General features: G+C 73.0%; 21 protein-coding genes. 8 read left to right on the forward strand and 13 right to left on the reverse strand.

Annotation, left to right across the window (positions count from 1 at the left end):
* The first annotated feature begins 143 nt into the window (after positions 1–143).
* Positions 144–1,001: an SDR family oxidoreductase gene (locus ACZ6JY_RS09600; RefSeq protein ID WP_469193991.1), complete on the forward strand. Its 858-nt coding sequence runs from the start codon at positions 144–146 to the stop codon at positions 999–1,001.
* A gap of 30 nt (positions 1,002–1,031) precedes the next feature.
* On the opposite strand, the gene ACZ6JY_RS09605 is transcribed toward ACZ6JY_RS09600, so the two are convergent.
* The 3 genes from ACZ6JY_RS09605 to ACZ6JY_RS09615 form a co-directional block, all read right to left on the reverse strand.
* Entirely contained in the window at positions 1,032–2,741 is a 1,710-nt protein-coding gene (locus ACZ6JY_RS09605; RefSeq protein ID WP_469193993.1) for a DUF885 domain-containing protein, read from the reverse strand.
* A 127-nt stretch (positions 2,742–2,868) separates the two neighbouring features.
* Positions 2,869–3,558: a hypothetical protein gene (locus ACZ6JY_RS09610; RefSeq protein WP_469193994.1), complete on the reverse strand. Its 690-nt coding sequence runs from the start codon at positions 3,556–3,558 to the stop codon at positions 2,869–2,871.
* A 60-nt stretch (positions 3,559–3,618) separates the two neighbouring features.
* Positions 3,619–4,125 (reverse strand): Lrp/AsnC family transcriptional regulator, encoded by a 507-nt coding sequence (locus ACZ6JY_RS09615; RefSeq protein ID WP_469193996.1) that lies wholly within the window; start codon positions 4,123–4,125, stop codon positions 3,619–3,621.
* A gap of 60 nt (positions 4,126–4,185) precedes the next feature.
* Here ACZ6JY_RS09615 and ACZ6JY_RS09620 point away from each other — a divergent pair, with 60 nt between their 5' ends.
* Positions 4,186–5,463, forward strand: a complete 1,278-nt coding sequence (locus ACZ6JY_RS09620; protein ID WP_469193997.1) for a trans-sulfuration enzyme family protein — start codon at positions 4,186–4,188, stop codon at positions 5,461–5,463.
* Here ACZ6JY_RS09620 and ACZ6JY_RS09625 read toward each other — a convergent pair.
* Together ACZ6JY_RS09625 and ACZ6JY_RS09630 are read right to left on the reverse strand one after the other, a co-directional pair.
* Positions 5,375–6,829: a GNAT family N-acetyltransferase gene (locus ACZ6JY_RS09625; RefSeq protein ID WP_469193999.1), complete on the reverse strand. Its 1,455-nt coding sequence runs from the start codon at positions 6,827–6,829 to the stop codon at positions 5,375–5,377. The genes ACZ6JY_RS09620 and ACZ6JY_RS09625 overlap by 89 nt on opposite strands.
* A 101-nt stretch (positions 6,830–6,930) precedes the next feature.
* Positions 6,931–8,547, reverse strand: coding sequence for an alkaline phosphatase D family protein (locus ACZ6JY_RS09630; RefSeq protein WP_469194001.1), 1,617 nt, complete (start codon positions 8,545–8,547; stop codon positions 6,931–6,933).
* Between the two features lie 353 nt (positions 8,548–8,900).
* On the opposite strand from ACZ6JY_RS09630, the gene ACZ6JY_RS09635 reads away from it, so the two are divergent.
* Positions 8,901–9,311, forward strand: a complete 411-nt coding sequence (locus ACZ6JY_RS09635) for a VOC family protein (RefSeq protein WP_469194003.1) — start codon at positions 8,901–8,903, stop codon at positions 9,309–9,311.
* Here the strand turns inward: ACZ6JY_RS09635 and ACZ6JY_RS09640 are convergent.
* Positions 9,269–10,156: an alpha/beta fold hydrolase gene (locus tag ACZ6JY_RS09640; protein ID WP_469194005.1), complete on the reverse strand. Its 888-nt coding sequence runs from the start codon at positions 10,154–10,156 to the stop codon at positions 9,269–9,271. The genes ACZ6JY_RS09635 and ACZ6JY_RS09640 overlap by 43 nt on opposite strands.
* 154 nt (positions 10,157–10,310) lie before the next feature.
* Between ACZ6JY_RS09640 and ACZ6JY_RS09645 the strand changes: the two genes are divergently transcribed.
* Together ACZ6JY_RS09645 and ACZ6JY_RS09650 are read left to right on the forward strand one after the other, a co-directional pair.
* Positions 10,311–11,201 carry an RNA polymerase sigma-70 factor gene (locus ACZ6JY_RS09645; protein WP_469194007.1) on the forward strand — a complete coding sequence of 297 codons (891 nt, stop codon included), beginning with the start codon at positions 10,311–10,313 and terminating at the stop codon, positions 11,199–11,201.
* A 308-nt stretch (positions 11,202–11,509) separates the two neighbouring features.
* Positions 11,510–12,271 (forward strand): GntR family transcriptional regulator, encoded by a 762-nt coding sequence (locus ACZ6JY_RS09650; RefSeq protein WP_469194009.1) that lies wholly within the window; start codon positions 11,510–11,512, stop codon positions 12,269–12,271.
* Between the two features lie 67 nt (positions 12,272–12,338).
* Here ACZ6JY_RS09650 and ACZ6JY_RS09655 read toward each other — a convergent pair whose 3' ends face one another.
* The 3 genes from ACZ6JY_RS09655 to ACZ6JY_RS09665 all read right to left on the reverse strand — a co-directional run bounded on the left by ACZ6JY_RS09655 (position 12,339) and on the right by ACZ6JY_RS09665 (position 15,488).
* Positions 12,339–13,496, reverse strand: coding sequence for an ROK family protein (locus ACZ6JY_RS09655; RefSeq protein ID WP_469194011.1), 1,158 nt, complete (start codon positions 13,494–13,496; stop codon positions 12,339–12,341).
* A gap of 97 nt (positions 13,497–13,593) precedes the next feature.
* Entirely contained in the window at positions 13,594–14,256 is a 663-nt protein-coding gene (locus tag ACZ6JY_RS09660; RefSeq protein WP_469194013.1) for a response regulator transcription factor, read from the reverse strand.
* A gap of 14 nt (positions 14,257–14,270) precedes the next feature.
* Positions 14,271–15,488, reverse strand: coding sequence for a sensor histidine kinase (locus tag ACZ6JY_RS09665; RefSeq protein WP_469194014.1), 1,218 nt, complete (start codon positions 15,486–15,488; stop codon positions 14,271–14,273).
* A 108-nt stretch (positions 15,489–15,596) separates the two neighbouring features.
* Here ACZ6JY_RS09665 and ACZ6JY_RS09670 point away from each other — a divergent pair, with 108 nt between their 5' ends.
* The 3 genes from ACZ6JY_RS09670 to ACZ6JY_RS09680 all read left to right on the forward strand — a co-directional run bounded on the left by ACZ6JY_RS09670 (position 15,597) and on the right by ACZ6JY_RS09680 (position 17,820).
* The gene (locus tag ACZ6JY_RS09670; RefSeq protein ID WP_469194016.1) at positions 15,597–16,544 is read left to right on the forward strand and encodes an ATP-binding cassette domain-containing protein; all 948 of its coding nucleotides are present in this window, start codon (positions 15,597–15,599) and stop codon (positions 16,542–16,544) included.
* Entirely contained in the window at positions 16,541–17,293 is a 753-nt protein-coding gene (locus tag ACZ6JY_RS09675) for an ABC transporter permease (protein WP_469194999.1), read from the forward strand. The genes ACZ6JY_RS09670 and ACZ6JY_RS09675 overlap by 4 nt, the downstream gene beginning before the upstream one ends.
* A 68-nt stretch (positions 17,294–17,361) precedes the next feature.
* Entirely contained in the window at positions 17,362–17,820 is a 459-nt protein-coding gene (locus ACZ6JY_RS09680; protein ID WP_469194018.1) for a hypothetical protein, read from the forward strand.
* A gap of 43 nt (positions 17,821–17,863) precedes the next feature.
* On the opposite strand, the gene ACZ6JY_RS09685 is transcribed toward ACZ6JY_RS09680, so the two are convergent.
* The 4 genes from ACZ6JY_RS09685 to mutA form a co-directional block, all read right to left on the reverse strand.
* Complete coding sequence (locus ACZ6JY_RS09685; RefSeq protein ID WP_469194020.1) at positions 17,864–18,916, reverse strand: enoyl-CoA hydratase/isomerase family protein; 1,053 nt, start codon at positions 18,914–18,916, stop codon at positions 17,864–17,866.
* A 105-nt stretch (positions 18,917–19,021) separates the two neighbouring features.
* Positions 19,022–20,086 carry a methylmalonyl Co-A mutase-associated GTPase MeaB gene (meaB, locus tag ACZ6JY_RS09690; RefSeq protein ID WP_469195000.1) on the reverse strand — a complete coding sequence of 355 codons (1,065 nt, stop codon included), beginning with the start codon at positions 20,084–20,086 and terminating at the stop codon, positions 19,022–19,024.
* A gap of 13 nt (positions 20,087–20,099) precedes the next feature.
* Positions 20,100–22,301, reverse strand: coding sequence for a methylmalonyl-CoA mutase (gene scpA, locus ACZ6JY_RS09695; protein WP_469194022.1), 2,202 nt, complete (start codon positions 22,299–22,301; stop codon positions 20,100–20,102).
* Positions 22,301–24,148: a methylmalonyl-CoA mutase small subunit gene (mutA, locus tag ACZ6JY_RS09700; protein WP_469194024.1), complete on the reverse strand. Its 1,848-nt coding sequence runs from the start codon at positions 24,146–24,148 to the stop codon at positions 22,301–22,303. The genes scpA and mutA overlap by 1 nt, the downstream gene beginning before the upstream one ends.
* Between the last annotated feature and the right edge of the window lie 25 nt (positions 24,149–24,173).

Raw genomic sequence — 24,173 nt, forward strand, 5'->3', positions numbered from 1 at the left:
GAGCGCCGGCCGTGCGTGGCCCGGCTCCGGCCTCGCCCACGCCCAGCGCTCGTCCCCCCGGCCCAGCGCTCGCCCACGCCCACCCCTCACCCCGCCCCGAAATTCCGTGCACGCCCCCGCCCCCACCCCCCATCATGAGCCGCATGCCGAACTTGCCATCTCCCGCTTCCGCTCCCGCCCCCGCCCAGCTTCGTCGGGATCCGCTTCCTCTGCGGGGGAGGACCGCGCTTGTCACCGGGGCCAGTCGGCGGGGCGGTATCGGGTATGCCGTGGCCCGGCGGCTCGTCGCGTACGGGGCCGGGGTCTATTTGCATCACCACGTGCCGCACGACGCCGCGATGCCGTGGGGAGCGGACCAGCCGGAGGACGTCGTCGAAGGAGTGCGTGCCGCGCTCGGCGACCCGGACGCCACGGTCTGCGCGGGGCCGGGGGACCTGTCCGAGCCCGCCGCCCCCGCCACGCTGATCGACACCGCCGCCGAGGCGCTCGGCGGCCGGATCGACATCCTGGTCGCCAACCACGCGCTGAGCGGCAGCGACGGGACGCTCGACGAGATCGACGCGGCCATGCTCGACGCCCACTGGGCGGTCGATACGCGGTCGGTGATCCTGCTCGTCCAGGCGTACGCCCGCCTGCGGGCGAAGCTGCCGCCCCGGTCGCCCGGCGGGCGTGTCGTCATGATGACGTCCGGGCAGGACATCGCGGGCGGCATGCCCGGCGAGATCGCCTACGCCCTCCAGAAGGGCGCCCTCGCCTCGGCCACCCGCTCGCTCGCGACCGCGCTCGCCGACCTCCCGGTCACCGTGAACAGCGTCAACCCGGGCCCCGTCGACACCGGTTACCTCACGGGTGACGCCTACGCCCGGGTCGAGGCGATGTTCCCGGCGGGCCGCTGGGGCATGCCCGACGACCCGGCCCGGCTCATCGCCTGGCTCGCCACCGATGAGGCCGAGTGGATCACCGGGCAGGTCATCGACTCCGAGGGCGGCTGCCGACGCTGACCAGTGGCGACGGTGCCACCGGCGCCGTACTCACAGCTTCGAGAGTTCCTCCACCAGGTCGTCGAGGCCGAGCGACCCCTGCGAGAGCGCGGCCATGTGCCACGCCTTGGCGTCGAACGCGTCCCCGTGGCGGCGCCGCGCGTTCTCCCGGCCGAGCAGCCAGGCGCGCTCGCCCAGCTTGTAGCCGATGGCCTGGCCGGGGATCGTGAGGTAGCGGGTCATCTCGCTCGCCACGTAGTCCGTGGGGCGGCTGCAGTGCGCGTCGTAGAACTCCTGGGCGAGGTCGGGCGTCCAGCGCTCACCCGGGTGGAACGGCGAGTCCGCCGGGATCTCCAGCTCCAGGTGCATGCCGATGTCCACGATGACCCGCAGCGCGCGCATCATCTGGGCGTCGAGGTAACCGAGCCTGCGCTCCGGATCGGTCAGGAAGCCCAGCTCGTCCATGAGCCGCTCCGCGTACAGCGCCCAGCCCTCCGCGTTGGCGCTGACGATGCCGACGGTCGCCTGGTAGCGGGAGAGGTTCTCCGCGACGTGCGCCCACTGCGCGAGCTGGAGGTGGTGGCCCGGAACGCCCTCGTGGTACCAGGTCGAGACGAGGTCGTAGACGGGGAAACGGGTGTCGCCCATCGTCGGCAGCCACGTACGGCCGGGCCGCGTGAAGTCCTCGGACGGGCCCGTGTAGTAGGGGGCGGCGGCGCCGCCGGGCGGGGCGATGTGGGACTCCACCCTGCGCACCCGCTCGGCGAGTTCGAAGTGCGTGCCGTCCAGCGCCTCGATCGCCTCGTCCATCAGCTCCTGGAGCCAGACCCGCACCTCTTCGACGCCCTCGATGTGCGTGCCGTGCTCATCCAGGTGGGCGAGCGCCACCCAGGGGGTCGCGGCGCCCGGCAGGATCTTCTCGGCCTCGGCCCGCATCTCCGCGAGCAGCCGGTGGAACTCCGTCCAGCCGTACGCGTACGCCTCGTCCAGATCGAGGTCGGTGCCGTTGAAGTAACGGGAGAGCAGGGCGTAGCGCTCGCGGCCCACGATGTCCGGCGTGCCCTCGATCGCGGGCTCGTAGACCTCCCGCATCCAGTCGCGCAGCGCGGTGACGGACGCGGTGGCGGCGCGGGCCGCCGTGTCGAGGCCGGCGCGCAGGGCCTCGGGCCCGCCGGCGGCGAACTCCTCGAACCAGCCGCGCCCGTCCCCCTCCTCGCCCGTCCACTCGGTGAGCTGTCCGATGAACGTGGCGGTGGGACGCGGCGCCGCGAACAGCTTGCGCTCCAGGCCGAGTTCGAGTGAGGCGCGGTAGCCCTCGAACGCGGCCGGCACGGCCCGCAGCCGCTCGGCGATCGTCGCCCAGTCCTCCTCGGTCTCCATCGGCGTCACGGTGAAGACCTCGCGCACCTGGTGCGGCGTCGTGTGCATGTTGCCGACCCAGCGCAGGTGCTCTTCCGCGTCGTGCACGGCGAGTTCGGCGGTGAGCCGCTCCCGCAGGAGCCGGCCGCAACGCCGCTCGGCCTCACTGTCGGCACCGGGCCTGCGCTCCGCCTCGTCCAGCCGGGCCAGCGTCGTCCGCGCGAGCAGCGCCAACGCCTCCTGCCCGGCGGGAGAGGTGTCCGGGAGCCTGCTGTCGCTCTCCTTCACGCCGAGGTAGGTACCGGTGATCGGATCAAGGGCGATGAGGTCGTCCACGTAGGCGTCGGCCACGTCGCGGGGGAGGGGGGCGGTGTTCGACTGCGCGTGCTTGGTGTCTGGCATGCGGACATCCTGGCTCCAGGCGTCCGGCGGGCGCCAGTGCCTTTGAGCCGCACGTCGAGCACCGAGGTCCGCTTTCGCACGCTTCGCCGAGATGATCGCCGGGATGATCGCCGAGATCAGCCCTGGATCACCCGGTGATGGAGCCGGCGAACTCGGGGAAGTCGAGGTCGGAGTCGTCGCTGTTGCGCTGCACGGTGACGACGATCTTCTTGCCGTACTTCGTCTTGAGCGCGTTGTCGTCGGTCTTCGTCGCCGACACGCCGGGAGCCAGGCGGCCCTCCAGGGGCTCGGACCCCTTCGCGAACGACGTCACCGACGCCTGGCCGCCGTTGGTGGCGCCCTCGACGACGAGGGACAGGTCGTCGAGGGCGACGGCGGACTTGCCGTTGTTCGTCACCTTCAGCTTCACCCGGAAGTCGGTCTCGCCGGGCTTGGCGGACTCAAGGAGCTCCGCGTCATGGCCGGTGAACACCTTCGCCTCGGTGACCGACACCTTCAGCCCATCCGGCCAGGCGTAGGACTCGCCGAACCTCAGGTCCGTCGGCCGCGCCTCAGTGCCGTCCGCGCCCGTTCCGGCACCGGCACCGGCACCGGCACCGGCACCGGCGTCGGCGCCTTCGTCGGAGCAGTACTTCATCCAGTCGGCCTGGCTGATGTCCTCGGCCATGCAGTCGGGCTTCCCCGACGCCGCGGTCTTCTTCTCACCGGACGCCTTCGAGTCGGCCGTGTCGCCGCCGTCATCGCCGTCACTGCCGCCGCAGGCCGTCAGAGCGGCCAGGAGCAGGGCGGCCGTGGCCGCGGTGGTGCGTACGCGCATGTGTCCCCCCAGGGTCGAGCGTCGGCACACAGTAATCCAGATGTCACGCGTGCCCGTCATTCACCGGTCGTGCCCCGCGGCCCCCTCGCCCCCGGCCTCCGGCGGCAGCAGCGGACCGCAGTCCCACTGCTGGAAGATCAGCCGCGTCTCCACGCGCGCCACCTCACGCCGCGCGGTGAACTCGTCGAGGACCAGACGCTGGAGGTCCGCGGGGCCGGCCACCGCCACGTGCACCAGGAAGTCCTCCGGGCCCGTGAGGTGGAAGAGGGACAGCGACTCCGGCAGCTCCCTGATGCGTTCCACGAAGGGGCCCACGAGGTCCCTGCGGTGCGGCCGCACCTGGACCGAGAGCAGTGCCTGCAGCCCGCGCCCGAGCTTCGCCGGGTCGAGACGGAGCTGCTGTCCGAGGATCACTCCGGAGCGCCGCAGCCGGGTCACGCGGTCCAGACACGTGGACGGCGCGACACCGACCTGCGCCGCGAGGTCGCGATACGTGGTCCGGGCGTCGTTCTGAAGGATGCGCAGGATGTGGAGGTCCACCGGGTCCAGTGCGACGGATTCGGGCATCGGGCGAACGTAGCACGGGATTCGAGGGCGATGGCCCGGCGTGTGTTCAGCCTGTGAGGCATGGACGCGAACACGGAGACAGTCAGCACAGACGGCACCCGGGCCCTCGCCACCGAGGCCGTGCACGCCGGGCGGGAGGACCTCGCCGGACTCGGCCTGCACGCGGCACCGATCGACCTCTCGACGACCTACCCCTCCTCGGACAGCCGTGGTGAGGCCGCCCGCATCGACGCCTTCGCTGCCGAGGGCATACTCGACGACGGACCGCCCGTCTACGCCCGGCTCGGCAACCCGACCGTGGCCCGCTTCGAGACCGCCCTCGCCCGGCTCGAAGGCACCGAGAGCGCGGTCGCCTTCGCGAGCGGCATGGCGGCGCTCACCGCGGTCCTGCTCGTACGGGGTTCAGCGGGCCTGCGTCACGTCGTGGCGGTCCGGCCGCTGTACGGATGCAGTGACCACATGCTCACCGCGGGGCTGCTCGGCACCGAGGTGACCTGGGTGGACCGGTGGGACGGCGCGGGCGCCGACAGCGCGGAGGCTCTGGGCAAGGCCATCTCGGAGGCCGTCCGGCCCGACACGGGGCTCGTGATGGTCGAGTCGCCCGCCAATCCCACCCTCGCCGAACTGGACCTGGCCGCGGTGGCCAAGGCCTGCGGCGAGGTGCCGCTCCTGGCCGACAACACCTTCGCCACGCCCGTACTCCAGCGGCCCGCCGAGAGCGGCGCGCGTCTGGTGCTGCACAGCGCCACCAAGTACCTGGGCGGGCACGGGGACGTCCTCGGCGGGGTGGTCGCGTGCGACGAGGAGTTCGCGCGGCAGTTGCGCCAGGTGCGCTTCGCCACCGGCGGGGTGCTGCACCCGCTCGCCGGCTACCTGCTGCTGCGCGGCCTCGCCACCCTCCCCGTACGCGTGCGTGCCGCGTCGGAGACGGCGGCGGAGCTCGTACGGCGCCTGGCCGCCGACCCGCGCGTGGAGCGCGTCCACTACCCGCGGCTCGGCGGCGCCATGGTCGCCTTCGAGGTGCACGGCGACCCGCACGAGGTGATCGCCGGGGTGCGGCTGATCACCCCTGCGGTCAGCCTCGGCAGCGTCGACTCGCTCATCCAGCACCCGGCGTCCATCAGTCATCGCGTCGTGGACGCCGCGGACCGGCACTCCTCCGGGGTGAGCGACCGTCTGCTGCGGTTGTCCTGCGGCCTGGAGGACGTCGAGGACCTGTGGAACGACCTCGACCGCGCACTCGGCCCCGTCAGCGTTCCGTCCGAGGAAGCGGACGCTGACGCGGACCGGCGGCGGCCTCGTGGCTCAGGGGCTCGTCGTACGGCGGGCGCGAGCTGACGGGGGTCGCTTCGAGGCGGGCCGTGATGACCAGCGTGCCCTCCTCGATCTGGTAGTCGAGGGGCAGGCCGAGCCCGCGCATCGCGGCCACCATGCCGGTGTTGGACGCCTGCGTCACCGCGTACACGCTCTCGCAGCCCGCCTCGACCGCCATCGACACGAGCCTGCCGAGCAGGTGGCCGCCGATGCCGCGCCGCTGCCACTCGTCCTCGACGAGCAGGGCGACCTCCGTCTCGTCGCCGTCCCACAGCAGGTGGCCGAGGCCGACGATCCGGCCGGAGGCGGTCCGCACGGCCAGGGTGCGGCCGAAGCGGGGGCTGAGCAGGTGGTTGAGGTAGCGGTCGGCGTCGCGCACCGGGCCGTGGTAGCGCATGCCGAGGGTGCGCACCGAGCAGCGCTCGTGCATGGCCTTGGCGGCCTCGACGTCGCCCGTGTCGGCGCGGCGCACGGTGATGGAGTTGCCCTCGGGCAGCGTGAGGATGTCCTGGCTGCGTGGGACGCGCGGGCCGAGCCGCGTGTCCAGCTCCACCAGCGCACGGGCGCGTGCGAACTCCGTGGGCGTGAACGGCAGATACGGCCGCTCCACGGTGATCGTCTCGCCGTCCGGGCCGTTCAGGCGCAGTACGGTCTCGTCCAGCGCCCCGTCCGCCGGAAGCTCCGGTGCCGTGCCCCGCGACGCCGCGGGCAGCGAGCGGATGGTGCAGCGGCCGAGCAGGTGGCGCAGCGCCAGCGGCAGCTCGGCGGCGTCGAGGGCGGTGCGGGTGGCCAGGCCGAGGATGCGGGTGGGGGCGTCCACCAGGTCGTGGGCGTCCGCGCGTTCGATCCAGGTGCCGGAGCCGCCCGCGTGGGCGATCGCCCGGGTGATCTCGGCGGCGGACAGCTCCTCGGGGGCGCGCAGCAGGAACTCGTCGACCGTGCCGTCGGCCAGCGGGTGCGTCTGGAGGCTCAGGATGTCCACCCGCCGGGTGGCGAACACCCCGCACAGCGCGGCCAGCGAGCCGGGCTCGTCCCGTACGGTCGTACGCATCCGCCAGAGTGACGTCCTCCCGGCGGGAGCCGCCTCCGGCGTCCGCGGACCCTCGGGCCTGGCCTGCTCCGCGGGGGTGGGCGGCCGGGCGCCGATATCGTGTGCCGCAGGCGGCGGCGCGTGGTTGTGGCGCCGTGCCCACCAGATGTGGAACCCGGCCGTGGCGATGAGCACCACGGCCGAGATCACGAGGAGGGCAGGCCCTCCGGGACCGTGCCCGATCATGTTCGCCACGGCGTCCGCGACCGCCACGGCGGTGAACAGGGCCGCCAGTTCGACCACGTCGCGCCGCCAGTGGTGGGCGGGGCGGCCGTGCTTGGTCCGAGTCACATGAGACATGTCAGTGCGCATACGGCCACTGTGCGGGACCGGTGTTGCGTGATCACAAACGTGCTGTGACCGATGGGTTAAGTCGCCATCTGCCCGCTTTGCGCCGCCCGCTACTGCCCCACGCGCCCGGGCTTGAGTGCCTTGGTGAACAGCACGCCACCGCCCTCCTGTCGCAGCCGCACGGTCAGCTCGCCGCTGTCCCCGTCGATGTCGACCTCGCCGAAATACTGCGGGGTCTCGGCCGGCGAGGTGTTCGAGCGGTTCGGTGCCTTGATGAACGTCTGCTCGGGTCCGAAGGTTCCGTCCAGCTTCGCGGCCTGGAAGCCGCCCGCGGCCAGCGGCCCCGACACGAACTCCCAGAACGGCGCGAAGTCCTTGAACGCGGCGCGCGAGGGGTCGTAGTGCTGCGCCGAGGTGTAGTGCACGTCGGCGGTGAGCCACACCGTGCCTGTGATCTTCCGGTGCTTGATGTGCCGCAGGAGTTCGGCGATCTGAAGCTCACGGCCGAGCGGGGCGCCGGGGTCGCCCTGCGCGACGGCCTCGAAGTTCGTTCTGCCGTCCGCCACGACGAGCCCGAGCGGCATGTCGGAGGCGATCACCTTCCACACCGCACGCGAGCGTGAGAGCTCCCGCTTCAGCCAGGCGAGCTGCCGGGCGCCGAGGATGCCGGTGGCGTCCTCGGGCTGCCTGTTCGTGGAATTGGCGTTGCGGTACGTGCGCATGTCCAGGACGAACACGTCCAGGAGGGGGCCGTGCCGCTGTACGCGGTAGACCCGGCCGTCCTCGTCGCCCGGCGGCAGCGTGGAGATGGGGAAGTACTCGCTGAACGCCCGCAGGGAGCGGCCCGCGAGCACGTCCACGTTCTTCTCGGTGTAGCGGGCGTCGTCCAGGATCTGCCCCGGGTACCAGTTGTTGCGCACCTCGTGGTCGTCCCACTGCACGATGGACGGGACCTGGGCGTTGAACCGCCGCAGGTTCTCGTCGAGCAGGTTGTAGCGGAACGCGCCGCGGAACTCCGCGAGGGACTCGGCGACCTTGGACTTCTCCTCCGTCGTGACGTTGCGCCATACGCTGCCGTCGGGCAGCGTCACGCTGGGCAGGATGGGCCCGTCGGCGTAGATGTTGTCGCCGCTGCACAGGAAGAAGTCGGGGTCGCGGCGGCGCATCTCCTCGAAGATCCGGTAGCCGCCGCGGTCCGGGTTGATGCCCCAGCCCTGCCCCGCGATGTCGCCCGACCACAGGAAGCGCACGCCGTCCTTGCGGCCCTTGGGCGTCGTACGGAACGTGCCGCCGACCGGCTCGCCGGTGCGCCGCGGGTCGTCGGGGTCGGCGAGCAGCACGCGGTAGTGGATCTGCTCGCCCGCGGGCAGGCCGCGCAGCCGCGTCGTCCCTGTGAAGTCCGTGTCCGGGCCGAGCAGCGGCCCGCGCCAGCGTCTGGCGCCGCGGAACGACTCGGTGGCCGACGTCTCCACGATCATCCGCGCCGGACGGTCGGAGCGGACCCAGACGAGCCCCGCGTGCGCGGTCACGTCCCCCGCCTGCACACCCCACTTGGCCCCCGGGCGGCCCGAGAGGGCGAGCGAGGGAGCCGCCCCGGTCGGCGCGGGAGCCGCCCCGGCCCGCGCCGGCACGGCGAGCGCGGGTACGGCGAGCGCCGCGGGTACGGCGAGCGATCCGCGCAGCAGGCTGCGGCGACGGGGGGACGGGCTCGGCTGACGTGATGACATGAATGCGCCTCCAGTTGACGGGTGCGACCAGTCTGCGGGCGCCCCGTCGGGGGCGCGCCACAGCCTTCACGCGAACCACAAGTGAACAACTCGTCACCCGGGCAGGGGAACCGCCGCGCGAGGATCGCCTCGGGCCGGTCGCGCCGAGCCTGACCGTCCGGTCCCCCGTCCGGTCCTAGGCCGTCGGACGCAGGTCTGGGGATGGATGCCGAGGCCGCGCGCCCCCGACGTACGACCGATGGTCACAAGATCCACGGCTGCCTACGCTCATGACCAGGGCACGTCACAGGGCGCGCCGCGCATCGAGCGGCACATCGAGTCGCACATCGAGCCGCACATCCAGGGGGAACGCCATGCCCGTCAACGGTCAGAGCCACATCCGCATCGCCCGTCCGTCGCGCGACCTGGCGGCGGCGGAACGCTTCTGGGTCGACGGCCTCGGCCTGAGCGTCGTGTACCGGGGGGACGGCGGCGACGCCCCCGGCGAGCATGCCCTGCTGATGGTGGGGTGGCCCGACGCCTCCTGGCACCTCGAACTCGTCAACGAGGCCGCCGCTCCCGTCCGGCCGCGCCCCACCGAGGAGGATCTGCTCGTCGTCTACGTGGACGGGCAGGTGCCCGAGGAACTCCTCGCGCGGCTGGAGGAGCACGGCGGCAAGCGGGTCACGTCCCCCAACCCCTACTGGAACGAGTGGGGCGTCACGGTCGAGGACCCGGACGGCTACCGGCTCGTGCTCTCCACGCGCGCGTGGTCCAACTCCTGAGCGGGGGCCCCTCCCGCGCGGCAGGTGTCCAGGATGACGCGGGCGACGAGGGCGGGGTCGTCGTTCATCGGGACGTGGCCGCAGCCGCGGAGGCGGATGAGCCGCGCGCCCGGAATGGCCCGCTTGGCGCGGATGCCCTGGCGGGGCAGCAGCAGCCGGTCCCGGTCGCCCCAGGCGATGGTGACGGGGAGGCCCGTGACGTCCTCGCCCATGGGGACGTCGCGCCCGGCCGTGAGCGTCGCCTCGAAGCCCGTGGCGTGGCGCAGCGCGAGCGTCTCGGCGACGACCGCCTCGGGTGAACGTCGCCAGGGGCGGGCGTAGATGGTGCTGGTGAGGGCGGTGCGCCCGGCCGCGGACCGCGAGAGGCGCTCGATCGCGGGCACGGGCAGCAGGCGGGCGCCGTGCCGCATGGCGAGCAGCGTGCCGAACGCGTAGCGGCGCTCCGCGGGCGTCCAGAAGCCGCCGGGGGAGAGCGCGGTGATGGACCGTACGAGCCTTCGCCTGCCCAGCTCCAGGGCGAGCAGGCCGCCCAGGGAGTTGCCCGCGACGTGGGGGCGTTCGATGCCCAGGGCCTCGCACAGGGCGCCGAGTACGGGGACGACCGTCGGGAGGTCGTGGAGCAGGCCGTCCGGCAGCGAGGGCGAGACGCCGAAGCCGGGCAGGTCCACGGCGATCACGTCGTACTCGGCGGCGAGAATCTCCGCCACCGGGTCCCAGGCCTGCCGGTGGTGGCCGATGCCGTGCAGGAGCAGCAGGGGTTCGCCGGCGCCCGAGCGCGCGTAGGAGATCGTCGCGGTGCGCGGGCCGCCGGGCGACGCGACGTCGAAGGACACCTCGGTGGCCATGGCTGCTCCTGTCCCCGCCGCGGGCGACGGCTCGGCAAATCGTTAGACGTGTTGTCAGCAACAATTACCGCCCAGTAGCCTCCACTTCAAGAGGGTGGCGCGCCCCGCTTTTTTTCTCCTGGACAGCCGGTCTCCCGTGGGCTGGGATGGAGTGGTGGCTAACGACAGCGTGACCGACGTCTTCGAAGAACACCGTCCTGTCCTGATGGGCGTCGCCTATCGGATGCTCGGCCGGGTGGTCGACGCGGAGGACGTCGTCCAGGAGGCATGGCTCCGCTGGTCCGCCGCCGACCACGACCAGGTGCGCGAACCCCGCGCCTACTTGGTGCGCGTCACCACGCGGCTCGCCATCGACCGGCTGCGCCACGTGCAGTCCCGGCGCGAGGCCTACGTGGGGCCCTGGCTGCCCGAGCCCTATGTCACCGATTACGGGCCCACCGTGCCGGACACGGCCGAGCGCGCTGTGCTCGCGGAGTCGGTCTCCCTGGCGGTCCTCGTCGTTCTTGAGTCCCTCTCGCCGCTGGAGCGTGCCGTCTTCGTGCTGCGCGAGGCGTTCGGTTTCCCCTTCGCCGAGATCGCGGCCACGCTCGACCGCGGCGAGGCCGCCGTCCGCCAGCTCGCCGGGCGGGCCCGCAAGCACGTCGACGCCGGCCGCCCGCGCTACCGGGTGGACCCGGCCGAGCGCCGCGTCCTGACCGAGCGCTTCCTCGCCGCGGCGACGGAGGGCGACCTCGACGGGCTGATGTCGCTCCTCGCCCCGGACGTGCGCCTGGTCGGCGACAGCGGGGGCAAGGCCAAGGCCCCGCTGCGCGTCCTGGAGAGCGCGGACAAGGTGGGCCGTTTTCTGCACGGCGCCGCCCGCAAGGGCGTCGAAGGATCGGCCCGGCGGGAATTCCGCTTCGCGGAGTTCAACGGCGCGGAGTCCCTGGTGTTCCTCGTGGACGGCAAGCCGGACAGCGTCTTCCAGTTGGATGTGGTCGACGGCCGTATCCAGAGCGTCTACATCGTCCGCAATCCGGACAAGCTCGTGACGCTGACCCGTTAGGGCTCAACCAATAGGGACCCACGCAAAGCGTGTGTTTCGTGAGAAAGGGGTCCTCGCCGCCGGGCGGGGGCCCCTTTCCTGTGCGATCTTCCGCCTTCCGGGCCCCCGGTGGCCGATAAGGCCTGCTTGGCCGCGTGCGAACTCCGCGTGAATGCTCTGTGGCATCACCCCTGTGCGGACCGTTACGGATCGAGGATTGGTCTTGACCAAGGGTGGGTGCGGGCCTATGGTCGCAGAGATAGTGCAGGAACCTTTAATAAACAAGGGCGCTAAAACGCCGCCGGTAAACGGCGATTGCGGAGGACAGGGTGGGGACCACGCAGCTTGAAACGGCGCCGGAGCCGAAGTACTGGCATCTGAAGACCGTGCTCAGTGAGGCGCTCGACTCCGAGTTCGCCGTCGGGGAGATCCTGCCGAACGAGCGCGACCTGGCCGCCCGCTTCGGCGTCGCCCGCGCCACGCTCCGTCAGGCGCTCGAACAGCTGGAGCTGGAAGGCAGGCTTCAGCGCCGCCGCGGGGTCGGTACGACCGTCGCGCCGCCGCGCATGGGCGTGGCCGTCGGCTCCGCCCACGGCTCCTGGCCCGGCGCGGCCGGTGACGCCTGGCAGCCCGCGGACTGCGCGCCCGCGGCCCCGCCGGCGGACATCGCCCGGATGCTGGAGACCCTCCCCGACGAGCAGGTCCACGTGATCAGGCGCACCCGCGTCTCGCAGGGCCAGCCCGTCGCCGCCGAGCTGCTGTACGTACCGACGTCGTCCGTCGCCGAGCTCACCGGCATGGACGCGCCCTCCGGCGCCGCCCGCGCGCGCGTGGTCCTGCGCGAGCTGGCACGGCTCGGCCTCGAAGGCCAGGACAGGGCCGTCGAGCTCGGCTCGGCGCGCGCCGACGACGCCAAGGCGCTCGACCGGCTCCCGGGAGCCCCGGTCCTGCTCGTGACGACCCGCTTCCTCGCCGAGGGCCGCACGGCCGCCGTCTCCGTCGCCACCTACCGCGCGGACACCTGCCGCCTCACCTTCGGCGACTCAGGCTCCGTGGAGATACACCACGGCCCCGAGCACCCGGCCTCCTGACGGCGCCGCACCCCGTACGCGTACGACGACCCCGCCCGGCCCCTCGGCCCGGCGGGGTCGCGTGCTCTCAACGGCGTGCGGTGACCGTGCCCTCGACGGCGAAGAGCTGCTCCTCGACGTGGTCGAGCGCGAGACGCAGCGCCCCCGTCGCCACCGCGGCCTCACCCAGCAGCGACAGCGCGACGCGGGGCGGACGAAGGCAGTAGCGCGCCAACTCGCGGTGCAGCGGTTCGAGGACGCCGTCCAGGCCCGCCGCCCAGCCGCCCACCACGACAAGCTCCGGGTCGAGGGCGAGCACCAGGGCGGCCACGTCGTGCACGAGGCGCTGTATGAAGCGCTCCACGGCCGCCCGGGCCCGCTCGTCGCCCCCCTTGGCGTGGGCGAAGACCGCGGCGACGGCCTGCTCGTCCAGCGGGTGCAGCGGCTCGCCCGTGGTGGAGAGCAGCGTCTCCGGAGTGACCTCACGGCCGAGCAGGTGCAGCGCGCCGATCTCGCCCGCCGCGCCGCCGAAGCCGCGGTGCAGCCGCCCGCCGATCAGCGACCCCGCCCCCGGGCTCAGCCCCGCGAGGACGAACACCACGTCGTCGATGCCGGCCGCCGCGCCCTTCCAGTGCTCGGCCACCGCGGCGGCGTTGGCGTCGTTCTCCACGAGCACCGGGCACTTGAAGGACCGGCGCAGCCGCTCGCCGAGCTGGAGCCCCGTCCACTCGGGCAGCGCCGTGCTCAGGCGCACCGCGCCGTCCGCCTCCAGGATGCCGGGGCTGCCCACGCCGACGGCGCGCAGCGTGTTGCGGGCTATGCCCGCGCGGCGCAGCAGATCGGCGACCGTGGTGCGCAGGCGCTCCAGGCGGTCGTCCGCGGGGGCGTCCTCGGAGACGTCCTTCGACGCCGTTCCCAGGACCTTGCCGTCCAGGTCCGACAGGACGGCCGCCACCCGGTGCGGCCCGATCTCCAGGCCGAGCAGATGACCCGCCTCCGCCCGGAAGCGGAACTTCCTGGCCGGCCGGCCCTGACGCCGGGCACCGCTGTCATCGGCCGCGGACTCCACCACGAGCCCGGCCTCGATGAGCCCCTCGACGACCCCCTCCACGGTGGGCCGGGAGAGCCCGGTCACGCGGGTGATCTCCGTGAGCGTCGCCAAGTCCGCGGCGCGCAGCGCGTGCAGCACCACCGCGGAGTTGATCCGCCGCAACAGAGAGGGGTCCCCGCCGGTCAGCTGCCCCAACGTCCGTCCTTCCAGCTCGTGCGCATGATGGGCGGATCGTACTCGTAGGACAGGGCCCCGGCGAGTGCCGGGCCCGCCTTCCCGCCGCCCCCGGCCGTCATCGTGGTGCCACGAAACCGGATTCGTACGCGACGATGACGGCCTGCGTCCTGTCGCGCGCCCCCAGCTTCCCGAGGACGGCGCTGACGTGCGACTTCACCGTCTCGGTGCCGACCACGAGACGGCCGGCGATCTCCGCGTTGGACAGGCCGCGCGTCATCAGCTTCAGCACCTCCGCCTCACGCTCGGTCAGGGCCGCCCGGTCGAGCGCGGCCCGGGCCTCGGCGTTGCCGCGCCGCCTGCCGTGCTCGCCCGCCAGTTGCCGCACCGCCGCGGGGAAGAGCAGCGACTCGCCCTCGGCCACCAGACGCACGGCGTTGACGATCTCCGCGGGCCGCGCCCGCTTCAGCAGGAAGCCGTCGGCGCCCGCGCGCAGCGCCTCGTACACGTACTCGTCGTTCTCGAAGGTCGTCACCACGAGGATCTTGGGAGGCTCTCGCACCGTGCGCAGCACCGCGCGGGTGGCCTCGATGCCGTCCAGGAGCGGCATGCGGACGTCCATCGCGACCACATCGGGCCGCAGCTGACGGACGAGCGGAATGACCGCAGCCCCGTCGGCCGCCTCGCCGATGACACGGATGTCGGGCTGCGCCTCCAGGACGGCGCGCAGACCCGCGCGTACGAGGGGTTCGTCGTCCACGAGGAGCACTGAGACCGGCATCCGGCCAGCGTAGATCACCGCAGGGGCAGTTCGACGTGAACCTGCCAGTCGCCGTCCAGGGGGCCCGTGGTGGCCCGCCCGCCGAGCAGCGTGGCCCGCTCCCGGATGCCGCGCAGACCGCTGCCGCCGCGCCCCGTCGGACCGGCCCCGCCCGGCAGCGCGTTGCGCACCTCCATCACCAGGCGGCTGTCGTCGACGGCTATCCGCAGCCGCGCCGGCACGGGACCCGAGTGGCGCAGGACGTTGGTCAACGCCTCCTGGAGCATCCGGTACCCCTCACGGGAGACCGGACCGGGCAGCCGCTCCACAGGGCCCGTCACCTCCACGTCCACCTTCGCCCCGGAGGCGCGCGCCGACTGGAGGAGACGCTCGGCGTCGGCGAGGGTCGGCCGGGCGCCCACGGGCTGCTCGTCCTCGCGCAGCACCCGCAGGACCCGCTCCAGGTCCTCCAGAGCGGCCCGCCCGGTCTCCTCGACCGCCTCCAGGGCCCGCGCGGTGAACTCCGGGTCGGCCGCGGCCCGCGCGGCGCCCGCCTGGACGACGGCGACGGTCAGCGCGTGGCCGATGGAGTCGTGCAGCTCGCGCGCGATGCGGTTGCGTTCAAGGAGCTGCTCGGTGCGCTCCTCCATGACGGCGAGGCGTTCGGCGGCGGAGGGGCCGAGCAGACGGCGGGCCACCACGGCCGTCACATGGCCCGCCGCCAGCAGCGCGCCGTACTCCGCGAGGGCCAGGAGGACGCTCAGCGGCAGTCTGAACCAGCCGGGATCGGGCATGGGGAACAGCAGGCCATCGGACTCCGGGGGCTGGCCGTTCGCCCCCGTCAGGACGAAGACCGTCCCGAGGAGCTGGCCCGTCACAAGGACCAGGGCGATGCCTGCCTCCAGGCGGAACACCAGCCACACGGCGGTTCGCACCCGGTCACGCCAGGAGGCGGAAGGGGCCACGGAGATGCCGGACTCCTCCACCTCCCCGCCCGCCACGCGCGCGTGCTGACCGGGAAACAGCATCATGCGGGCCTGTAGCCCCTCGGCCCTGCGGATGGCGGGCACCATGGCGGCCGCCATCAGCAGGGGAGCGGGGACGACCGCGACGAGTACCCAGTCGATGTACGTGGGCTTGTAGAGCCCGGGATAGATCGAGGCGCTCACCCACGCGACGCCCGACCCCAGGAAGACGTGCAGCCAGCGCGTGTAAGTGATCGCGCGCGTCAGGGGTTTCAGGAAGCCGGGCATACCGTCATCGTGCCAGCAGGGCCGCGCCGCGCGGCTCCCCCGCCCGGGGGAGACGGACTCCCCGGACGGGGGAAGACCACGGGGCCCGCACGCGGCGAGGCTTGCCCCATGACCAGCATCGACGTCCAAGACCTCACCAAGGAGTACGGCACGACCCGGGCCGTGGACGCCCTCTCGTTCAGCGTCCGCCCCGGCAAAGTCACCGGATTCCTCGGCCCCAACGGCGCCGGCAAGTCGACGACCATGCGCCTCGTCCTCGGCCTCGACCGGCCGACCTCGGGCACGGCCACGGTCGGCGGCCGCGCCTACGCCGGCCTCGACGAACCCCTGCGCCACGTCGGGGCCCTTCTGGACGCCCAGGCGGCACACGGCTCACGCACCGCCCGCAACCACCTGCTGGCCCTCGCCGTCAGCAACCGCATCCCGGCGCGCCGCGTCGACGACGTCCTCGAAGAGGCCGGACTCGAGACGGTGGCCGGACGCAGGATCAAGACGTTCTCGCTGGGCATGCGGCAGCGTCTCGGCATCGCCGCGGCCCTGCTCGGCGACCCCGCCGTGGTGATGCTCGACGAGCCGTCCAACGGACTCGACCCCGAGGGCATCATCTGGATACGCGAGTTGATGCGGCGCCTCGCCCGGGAGGGCCGTACGGTCCTCGTCTCCAGCCACCTCATGAACGAGACCGCCACCTTCGCCGACCACCTCGTGGTCCTCGGCCGCGGCAGGCTCCTCACGGACACCCCGATGCCCGACTTCATCGAGGCGCACAGCCACCCGAGCGTGCGGGTGCGCACGACCGAACCCGACCGGCTCCGCGGCATCCTCCTGGCCAAGGGGTACGTGCTCGGGGACGCGGACGACGGTCGCTGGACGGTCGACGACGCCAGGGCCGACGAGATCGGCGCCCTCGCCGCGGCCGCCGGCATCCCCGTGCTCGAACTCGCCGACGAACGGGCCTCCCTGGAGCAGGCCTACCTCGCGCTCACGGCGGAGGAGACCGAGTTCTCGGCCACCGCTCCGGCCACGCCCGCCGCCCCGTCCACCCAGGAGGTCTGACCGTGTCCCACAGCGCCGTGCTGCCCGTCGCCCACGCAGAGTGGATCAAGGTCAAGTCCCTGCGGTCCAGCCTGATCTCGCTGGTCACCGTGTTCGCGGCGACCGTCGCCATCACCGCCCTGGTGTTCGCGACGGTCGGCGTGGCCGAGGCGGACAGCGCCGACGCCGAACCGCTCTTCGACGCCTTCTACGCCTTCAACTTCGGCCAGATCGCGGCCATCAGTTTCGGTACGACCGCCGTCGCGTCGGAGTACACGAGCGGTGCCCTGCGGATCTCCCTCGCCGCGGTGCCGCGCCGCGGGCTCTTCTACGGCTCCAAGGTCGCGGTCGTCGGCGGCCTCGCGCTGCTCGCGGGGCTGCTCACCGGCTTCGGCACCTTCCTGGTCGGCCAGGCGTTCCTGGGCGACGACGGCATCGGCCTCGGTCACCCCGGCGCGGTGCGGGCCTGCGTGGGCGGCGGGATCTACCTCGCCCTGATGACGCTCCTCGCGGTCGGCCTGACGGCGGTGCTGCGCAGTGGTGTCGCCGTCCTGAGCATCCTCATCCCCTTCACGCTCATCGTGTCCTTCGTGGTCGGCGACATGGACAGCGGCGTCGCGGCCTTCCTGCCCGACAAGGCGGGCCAGCAGGTGCTGCACGAGGCACCGACGGGAACGCTGGGGCCCTGGGCCGGACTTGCCGTGCTGGCGGCCTGGGCGGCCGCCGCGCTGCTCGCGGGCTGGTGGGCGGTGCGCCGACGCGACGCGTGAGGCCGCCGACGGCTCCGCGACATCCGGCGGATGACTGATTGTCAGTGCCGCCCGCTTTACTTGGCCTCATGAGTACCGCACAGCATCTCGCCGTGATCGACCTGCTGCGCTCCCGGGAGTTCCCCGCGGAGCACGGCAGGTCGGAGTGCGGCTCCGAAGGGCCCGGTTACCACATCGGGGAGTTACTGACGAGCGACACCTTCTGGGAGGACGACGGCACCCGCTGGCACCTCACGGAGGAGCAGTACGAGGCCGAGCGCGACGGCCTGACGGTCCTCCTGGCCGACCGCTGGGGGCCGCCCCAGCGGTTCAGCCTGGCGAGCCTCCTCGACCGGATGATGGGCGCGGGCTTCGGTGACGACGCCGCGGAGGAGATACCGGAGCCGTGGGCCCAGCTCGCCTCGTCCGTGCCCGACCTGCACCTGTGGCACGTGGACGGCCGCTGGGTAGCCCTCGGCGTCGCCCAGTGGGACAAGGAACTGCCCTTCCAACTGCTCGCCGTGGTGACGGAGATATCCCCGCCCTGACACACGGTCCGGCGGTCGGCGGGGCCGCCGCGGGACTTGTGGGTCAGCCGAGGCGCAGCGGTCCCCCGACGGGTTCGGCGAAGAAGCGGGCCACCTCCGCCTCCGTCACCTGAGCGAGCTCCGCGGGCGACCAGCGCGGCCTGCGGTCCTTGTCGACCACCTGGGCGCGGATGCCCTCGGGCAGGTCGGGCGCGCCCAGCATGGCGCAGGACACGCGGTACTCCTGGGCGAGCACGGCTTCCAGGTCAGGGAGTTCACGGGCCTTGCGCAGCGCGGCGAGCGTGACCTTGAGGGCGGTCGGGGACTTGGCCAGGAGCGTCTCGGCCGCCTCCTTGGCGTGCCGCTCGCCGCAGGCGTGCAGCCGGTCCACGATCTCCTCGACGGTGCCGGCCGCGTAGCAGTGGTCGATCCACTCGCGGTGCTCGGCCAGTTCGGCCCCGGGGGCGGCGGTCTCGTACCGGCGCACGGCGTCGGCCGCGGGCATGGCGGCGAGGGCTGCGGTGAACTCCGGCAGGCGCTTCGAGGGCACGTAGCGGTCGGCGAGCCCGCAGAGCAGCGCGTCACCGGCCGCCACGGGGGAGCCGGTCAGGGCGAGGTGCGTGCCCAGTTCGCCGGGCGTGCGCGTGAGGAGGTACGTACCGCCGACGTCCGGCACGAAGCCGATGCCGGTCTCGGGCATCGCGATCCGGGAGCGCTCGGTGACCACGCGCACGCCGCCGTGCGCCGAGACGCCCACGCCGCCGCCCATCACGATGCCGTCCATGACGGCGACGTACGGCTTGGGGAAGCGGGCGATGCGGGCGTTGAGGCGGTACTCGTCGTACCAGAACGCGGCCGGTGCCGCCGGGCGCCCCGCCCTGACGTCGTCGTGGATGGAGCGGATGTCGCCGCCCGCGCAGAGCCCGCGCTCCCCGGCACCGGTGAGGACCACCGTCTCCACCGAGCCGTCGCCCTCCCAGTCGGTGAGGGCGCCGTTCAGGAGGCGGACCATGGCGTGGTTGAGGGCGTTGATCGACCGCGGCCGGTTCAGGACGGCGTATCCGGCGCGGCCTTCGCGGCGGAGCAGTACGGCGGCGTCGTCGGAGGGGGCGTTCATGGTGCGGTGGCTCCGTTCGTGTGGTGCGCGGTGGTGCGAGGCGCCCGGCGGGACCGGCGGGCACGCGTCAGCGCGACACACCGGCCCACACGCGGCCGCCGTGGTTCAGTGCGAGGACGCCCCCGGCGCGCCCGGGCCTTCGCCGCGCCCCGAGGCATCGCCCCGGCCGGAGCCCTCGCCCCGCCCAGGACCCTGGAAGGCGTCGAGGATCAGCTCGGCCGCCGATGATGCCGTCAGCGTGCCCTCCCGGACGCGCTCTTCGAGCTCGGGGGCCACGCGGCGGACCTCGGCGTGGTCGCGGAGCCTGCCGAGCAGCTCGTCCCGCACCATCGACCACGTCCAGTCGATCTGCTGGTCACGGCGCTTGGCGGCGAGACGTCCCGTGGAGTCGAGCAGCGTGTGGTGCTGTTGCAGCCGGTCCCAGAGCGTGTCGAGGCCACTCGACTCCCGGGCGCTGCACGTCAGGACCGGTGGCGTCCACGCGGCATCGCTGGGGTGCATCAGCCGCAGCGCGCCCGCCAGTTCACGCGCCGCCGAGCGGGCGTCGCGCTCGTGCGGACCGTCGGCCTTGTTCACGGCGATCACGTCCGCGAGTTCGAGGACGCCCTTCTTGATGCCCTGGAGCTGGTCGCCCGTGCGGGCGAGGGTGAGCAGCAGGAACGTGTCGACCATGTTCGCCACGGCCGTCTCCGACTGCCCGACACCCACGGTCTCCACGAGCACCACGTCGTACCCCGCGGCCTCCATCACCACGATCGACTCCCGGGTCGCCTTGGCGACCCCGCCGAGCGTCCCGGCGGAAGGAGAGGGCCGTACGAAGGCGGCGGGGTCCTGCGAGAGCCGCTCCATCCGGGTCTTGTCACCCAGGATGGAGCCGCCGGTGCGCGTCGACGACGGGTCGACGGCGAGCACCGCCACGCGGTGCCCGAGCGAGGTCAGCATCGTGCCGAGCGCGTCGATGAACGTGGACTTGCCCACGCCGGGCACCCCGCTGATCCCGATCCGCCGCGCCCGCCCGCTGTGCGGAAGCAGCTCGGTCAGCAGCCGCTGCGCGAGCAGCCGGTGCTGCGGCCGGGTCGACTCGACGAGAGTGATGGCGCGCGCGACGAACGCGCGCCTCCCGTCGAGGACGCCCTTGGCGTACGCGTCGATGTCGATCGTGGCAGGCAGGGGGCTCACCGGCTCACAGGTCGTGGCCGAGGTCGGCCGCCAGTCGCTTGACCAGGTCGTGCGCCGCGTCCGGGATCACCGTGCCGGGCGGGAACACCGCCGTGGCACCCGCCTGGTGCAGGGCCTCGATGTCCTGCGGCGGGATCACCCCGCCCACCACGATCATGATGTCCTCGCGGCCCTCGGCGGCCAGCTCCTCGCGCAGCGCCGGTACGAGGGTGAGGTGCCCCGCGGCCAGCGAGGAGACGCCCACGATGTGCACGTCCGCCTCGACGGCCTGGCGCGCGACCTCCGCGGGGGTCTGGAAGAGCGGGCCGACGTCGACGTCGAAGCCGAGGTCGGCGAAGGCGCTGGCGATCACCTTCTGGCCGCGGTCGTGGCCGTCCTGGCCCATCTTCGCCACCAGGATGCGCGGCCGGCGCCCCTCGGCCTCGTCGAAGGCGTCCACCAGGGCGCGGGTGCGCTCGACGGACGGGGACTGGCCTGCTTCGGTGCGGTACACACCGGAGATCGTACGGATCTGCCCCGCGTGCCGCCCGTACACGCTCTCCAACGCGTCGGAGATCTCACCGACCGTGGCCTTGGCGCGGGCCGCGTCCACCGCGAGCGCGAGGAGGTTGCCCTCCAGACCGGGGCCGGAGCCGCGCTCGGCCGCCGCGGTCAGCGCGCGCAGCGCGTCCCGGCAGGCCGCGTCGTCGCGCTCCTCGCGAAGGCGCCGCAGCTTGTCGACCTGCTGGGCGCGCACCGAGGAGTTGTCGACGGAGCGGACCTCGATCCGCTCGTCGGAGTCCACGCGGTACTTGTTGACGCCGATGACCGGCTGCCGCCCCGAGTCGATGCGGGCCTGCGTGCGCGCGGCGGCCTCCTCCACGCGCAGCTTCGGGATGCCCGCGTCGATGGCCTTCGCCATGCCGCCGGCGGCCTCGACCTCCTCGATGTGCTGCCAGGCGCGGCGCGCCAGGTCGTACGTCAGCTTCTCCACGTACGCGCTGCCGCCCCACGGGTCGATCGTCCGCGTCGTGCCCGACTCCTGCTGGATCAACAGCTGGGTGTTGCGGGCGATGCGGGCGGAGAAGTCGGTGGGCAGCGCCAGCGCCTCGTCGAGGGCGTTGGTGTGCAGCGACTGGGTGTGGCCCTGGGTCGCGGCCATCGCCTCGACGCAGGTCCGCGTGACGTTGTTGAACACGTCCTGCGCGGTCAGCGACCAGCCCGACGTCTGCGAATGGGTGCGCAGGGAGAGCGACTTGGCGTTCTTCGGGTCGAACTGCTTGACGAGCTTCGCCCAGAGCAGGCGCGCGGCGCGGAGCTTGGCGACCTCCATGAAGAAGTTCATGCCGATCGCCCAGAAGAACGACAGGCGCGGCGCGAACGCGTCGACGTCCAGGCCCGCCTGCTGCCCGGCCCGCAGGTACTCCACGCCGTCGGCGAGGGTGTACGCGAGCTCCAGGTCGGCCGTCGCGCCCGCTTCCTGGATGTGGTAGCCGGAGATGGAGATGGAGTTGTACCGCGGCATCTTCTGCGAGGTGTACGCGAAGATGTCCGAGATGATCCGCATCGAGGGCGTCGGCGGATAGATGTAGGTGTTGCGGACCATGAACTCTTTGAGGATGTCGTTCTGGATGGTCCCGGCCAGCTTCTCGGGCGGTACGCCCTGCTCCTCGGCCGCCACGATGTACAGCGCGAGCACGGGAAGCACGGCGCCGTTCATCGTCATCGACACCGTCATCTTGTCCAGCGGGATGCCGTCGAAGAGCTGCCGCATGTCGTAGATGGAGTCGATGGCCACCCCGGCCATGCCCACGTCACCCGTGACGCGCGGGTGGTCGCTGTCGTAGCCGCGGTGGGTCGGCAGGTCGAAGGCGACCGAAAGGCCCTTCTGCCCGGCGGCGAGGTTGCGCCGGTAGAAGGCGTTGGACTCCTCGGCGGTGGAGAACCCCGCGTACTGCCGGATCGTCCAGGGCTGGTTCACGTACATCGTCGGGTAGGGGCCGCGCAGATACGGGGCCACGCCCGGGTAGGTGCCGAGGAAGTCGAGGCCCTCCAGGTCGGCGCCGGTGTACAGCGGCTTGACGCCGATGCCCTCGGGGGTCTCCCACAGCAGGTCGCTCTCGGACCTGCCGGTGGTCTCCTTCACGGCGGCGCGCCACCGCTCGTGCGAGCCCGCGGCATCCGTGCCGGGGCCCAGGTCTACGGAGGAGAAGTCGGGGATGCGCATTACGCCACTCCCATGCGGTCGAGGGTGGAGGAGAGCACGGCCACGGCGTCACAGCCGGCGTGGACGTACGCGTCGACGTCGTCGTACTCACCGCGCCCAGCCAGGAAGACCTGCCCGGCGCCCGCGCCCTTGAGGGCCTTGGCGACCGCCTCGGCCTGCTCGGCATAGAGGGCGTCGCTCGAACAGAGGACCGCCACCGGCGCGCCGGAGGCCCGGAAGGCGTCGGCGGCCGTCGCCGCGTCCACCGTGGCCGGTTCATGCACGGTCTCGATGCCGCCCGCCTGGAAGAGGTTCGCGGCGAAGCCCGCCCGCGCGGTGTGCGCGGCGGCCGGACCGAGCGCCGCGAGGAACACCTTCGGACGTGCCCCGGTCGCGGCGAGGTGCGCGTCGGAGCGGGCGCGCAGCGCTTCGTACGCCTCGTCGCGCCGGACCCGCGGCAGGCCGCCGGCCGGCGCGGCGGGCGCGGTCTCGCGCTCCACGGGGCTCTCGGCGAGGTGCGGGAACTCGCTGACGCCCGTGATCGGTTCCCGGCGCCGGGCCAGCTTCTCGGTGCGGGTGGCCCAGGTGGCGGCGAGACGTTCGCCGATCATGCCGGAGCGCAGGGCGGCGGCCTGGCCGCCCGCGCCCTCGATCTCCTGGAAGAACGCCCAGGCGGCCCGCGCAAGTTCGTCGGTGAGCCGCTCCACGTACCAGGAGCCGCCCGCCGGGTCGATCACGCGGGCCAGATGTGACTCGTCGATCAGGATCGTGGAGGTGTTGCGGGCGATGCGGCGCGCGAAGGCGTCCGGCAGGCCGAGCGAGTGGTCGAACGGCAGCACGGTGACGGCGTCGGCGCCGCCGACCCCGGCCCCCAGGCAGGCCACCGTCGTGCGGAGCATGTTCACCCACGGGTCGCGGCGGGTCATCATCACCGGCGAGGTCACCGCGTGCTGACGCTGCGCCCCGGCGGCGGCAGCGCCGCACACCTCGGCCACGCGCGCCCAGAGGCGGCGCGCGGCGCGGAGCTTGGCGATGGTCAGGAACTGGTCGGCGGTCGCCGCGTAGCGGAATTCGAGCTGGGCGCAGGCCTCCGCCACGGAGAGCCCGGCCGCCGTCAGCTCGCGCAGGTAGGCGACGCCGGTCGCGAGGGACGCGCCGAGCTCCTGCGCGGCCGAGCCGCCCGCCTCGTGGTAGGGCAGCGCGTCCACGACGAGGGCCCGCAGGCCCGGGTACTCCCGGGCGCACACCGTGGCGAGCTCGACGGCCTCGGCGGAGTCCGACGCCTCGCCGGAGCGGGCCTCGTGGCCGAGCACGTCCGCGCCGAGCGTGCCGCGGGCGGACTGCTTCGGGACGCCCGCGGCCTCGTACAGCGCGAGCAACGCGCGCGCCGCGGGGCCGAATTCCGCGCCCGCGTCGAGGACGACGGGCGCGAGGTCGAGGAGGACGCCGTCCAGCGCCCGCGGCAGCGCCGACACGGGCACGCCGTTCGCGCCCACGCCGAGCCACAGCGAGGTGACGCCGTTCTCCAGGTCCGCGAGCGCGGCCTCGTTGGTGCGGGCGGGGTCGGGGCTCGTGTGCCGCTGCCGTACGTCCCAGCCCGCGGGGGCGTTGCCACCGGGTGTGCCGCCCCGTACGAAGGGGGCGAAGCCGGGGTGGCCGGCGGCGGGCGCGGCGTCACGGGAGGTGTACAGGGGGCGGGTGGTGAGCCCGTCCTCGAGTGCGGTGGACAGCGCTTCCTCTGCGGCCGTCCCCGATACGTCCTTACCCGACTTGCGCAGCACGCCTTCCACAAGGCGCTGCCACTGCTCATGGGTCGCATCAGGGAACTCGGCGGCCAGGGAAAGCCCGTCGTCAGGCAGGACCGTCATGCCCTGATGCTAGGGGTCAACCCAT

It is taken from the genome of Streptomyces sp. NPDC046335 (genome assembly GCF_055587985.1).

Coding starts and splice junctions, on each gene's coding strand:
- ACZ6JY_RS09600 (WP_469193991.1), top strand. CDS start 144: ATGCCGAACTTGCCATCTCCCGCTTCCGCTCCCGCCCCCGCCCAGCTT.
- ACZ6JY_RS09605 (WP_469193993.1), bottom strand. CDS start 2,741: ATGCCAGACACCAAGCACGCGCAGTCGAACACCGCCCCCCTCCCCCGC.
- ACZ6JY_RS09610 (WP_469193994.1), bottom strand. CDS start 3,558: ATGCGCGTACGCACCACCGCGGCCACGGCCGCCCTGCTCCTGGCCGCT.
- ACZ6JY_RS09615 (WP_469193996.1), bottom strand. CDS start 4,125: ATGCCCGAATCCGTCGCACTGGACCCGGTGGACCTCCACATCCTGCGC.
- ACZ6JY_RS09620 (WP_469193997.1), top strand. CDS start 4,186: ATGGACGCGAACACGGAGACAGTCAGCACAGACGGCACCCGGGCCCTC.
- ACZ6JY_RS09625 (WP_469193999.1), bottom strand. CDS start 6,829: ATGTCTCATGTGACTCGGACCAAGCACGGCCGCCCCGCCCACCACTGG.
- ACZ6JY_RS09630 (WP_469194001.1), bottom strand. CDS start 8,547: ATGTCATCACGTCAGCCGAGCCCGTCCCCCCGTCGCCGCAGCCTGCTG.
- ACZ6JY_RS09635 (WP_469194003.1), top strand. CDS start 8,901: ATGCCCGTCAACGGTCAGAGCCACATCCGCATCGCCCGTCCGTCGCGC.
- ACZ6JY_RS09640 (WP_469194005.1), bottom strand. CDS start 10,156: ATGGCCACCGAGGTGTCCTTCGACGTCGCGTCGCCCGGCGGCCCGCGC.
- ACZ6JY_RS09660 (WP_469194013.1), bottom strand. CDS start 14,256: ATGCCGGTCTCAGTGCTCCTCGTGGACGACGAACCCCTCGTACGCGCG.
- ACZ6JY_RS09665 (WP_469194014.1), bottom strand. CDS start 15,488: ATGCCCGGCTTCCTGAAACCCCTGACGCGCGCGATCACTTACACGCGC.
- ACZ6JY_RS09670 (WP_469194016.1), top strand. CDS start 15,597: ATGACCAGCATCGACGTCCAAGACCTCACCAAGGAGTACGGCACGACC.
- ACZ6JY_RS09680 (WP_469194018.1), top strand. CDS start 17,362: ATGAGTACCGCACAGCATCTCGCCGTGATCGACCTGCTGCGCTCCCGG.
- ACZ6JY_RS09685 (WP_469194020.1), bottom strand. CDS start 18,916: ATGAACGCCCCCTCCGACGACGCCGCCGTACTGCTCCGCCGCGAAGGC.
- scpA (WP_469194022.1), bottom strand. CDS start 22,301: ATGCGCATCCCCGACTTCTCCTCCGTAGACCTGGGCCCCGGCACGGAT.
- mutA (WP_469194024.1), bottom strand. CDS start 24,148: ATGACGGTCCTGCCTGACGACGGGCTTTCCCTGGCCGCCGAGTTCCCT.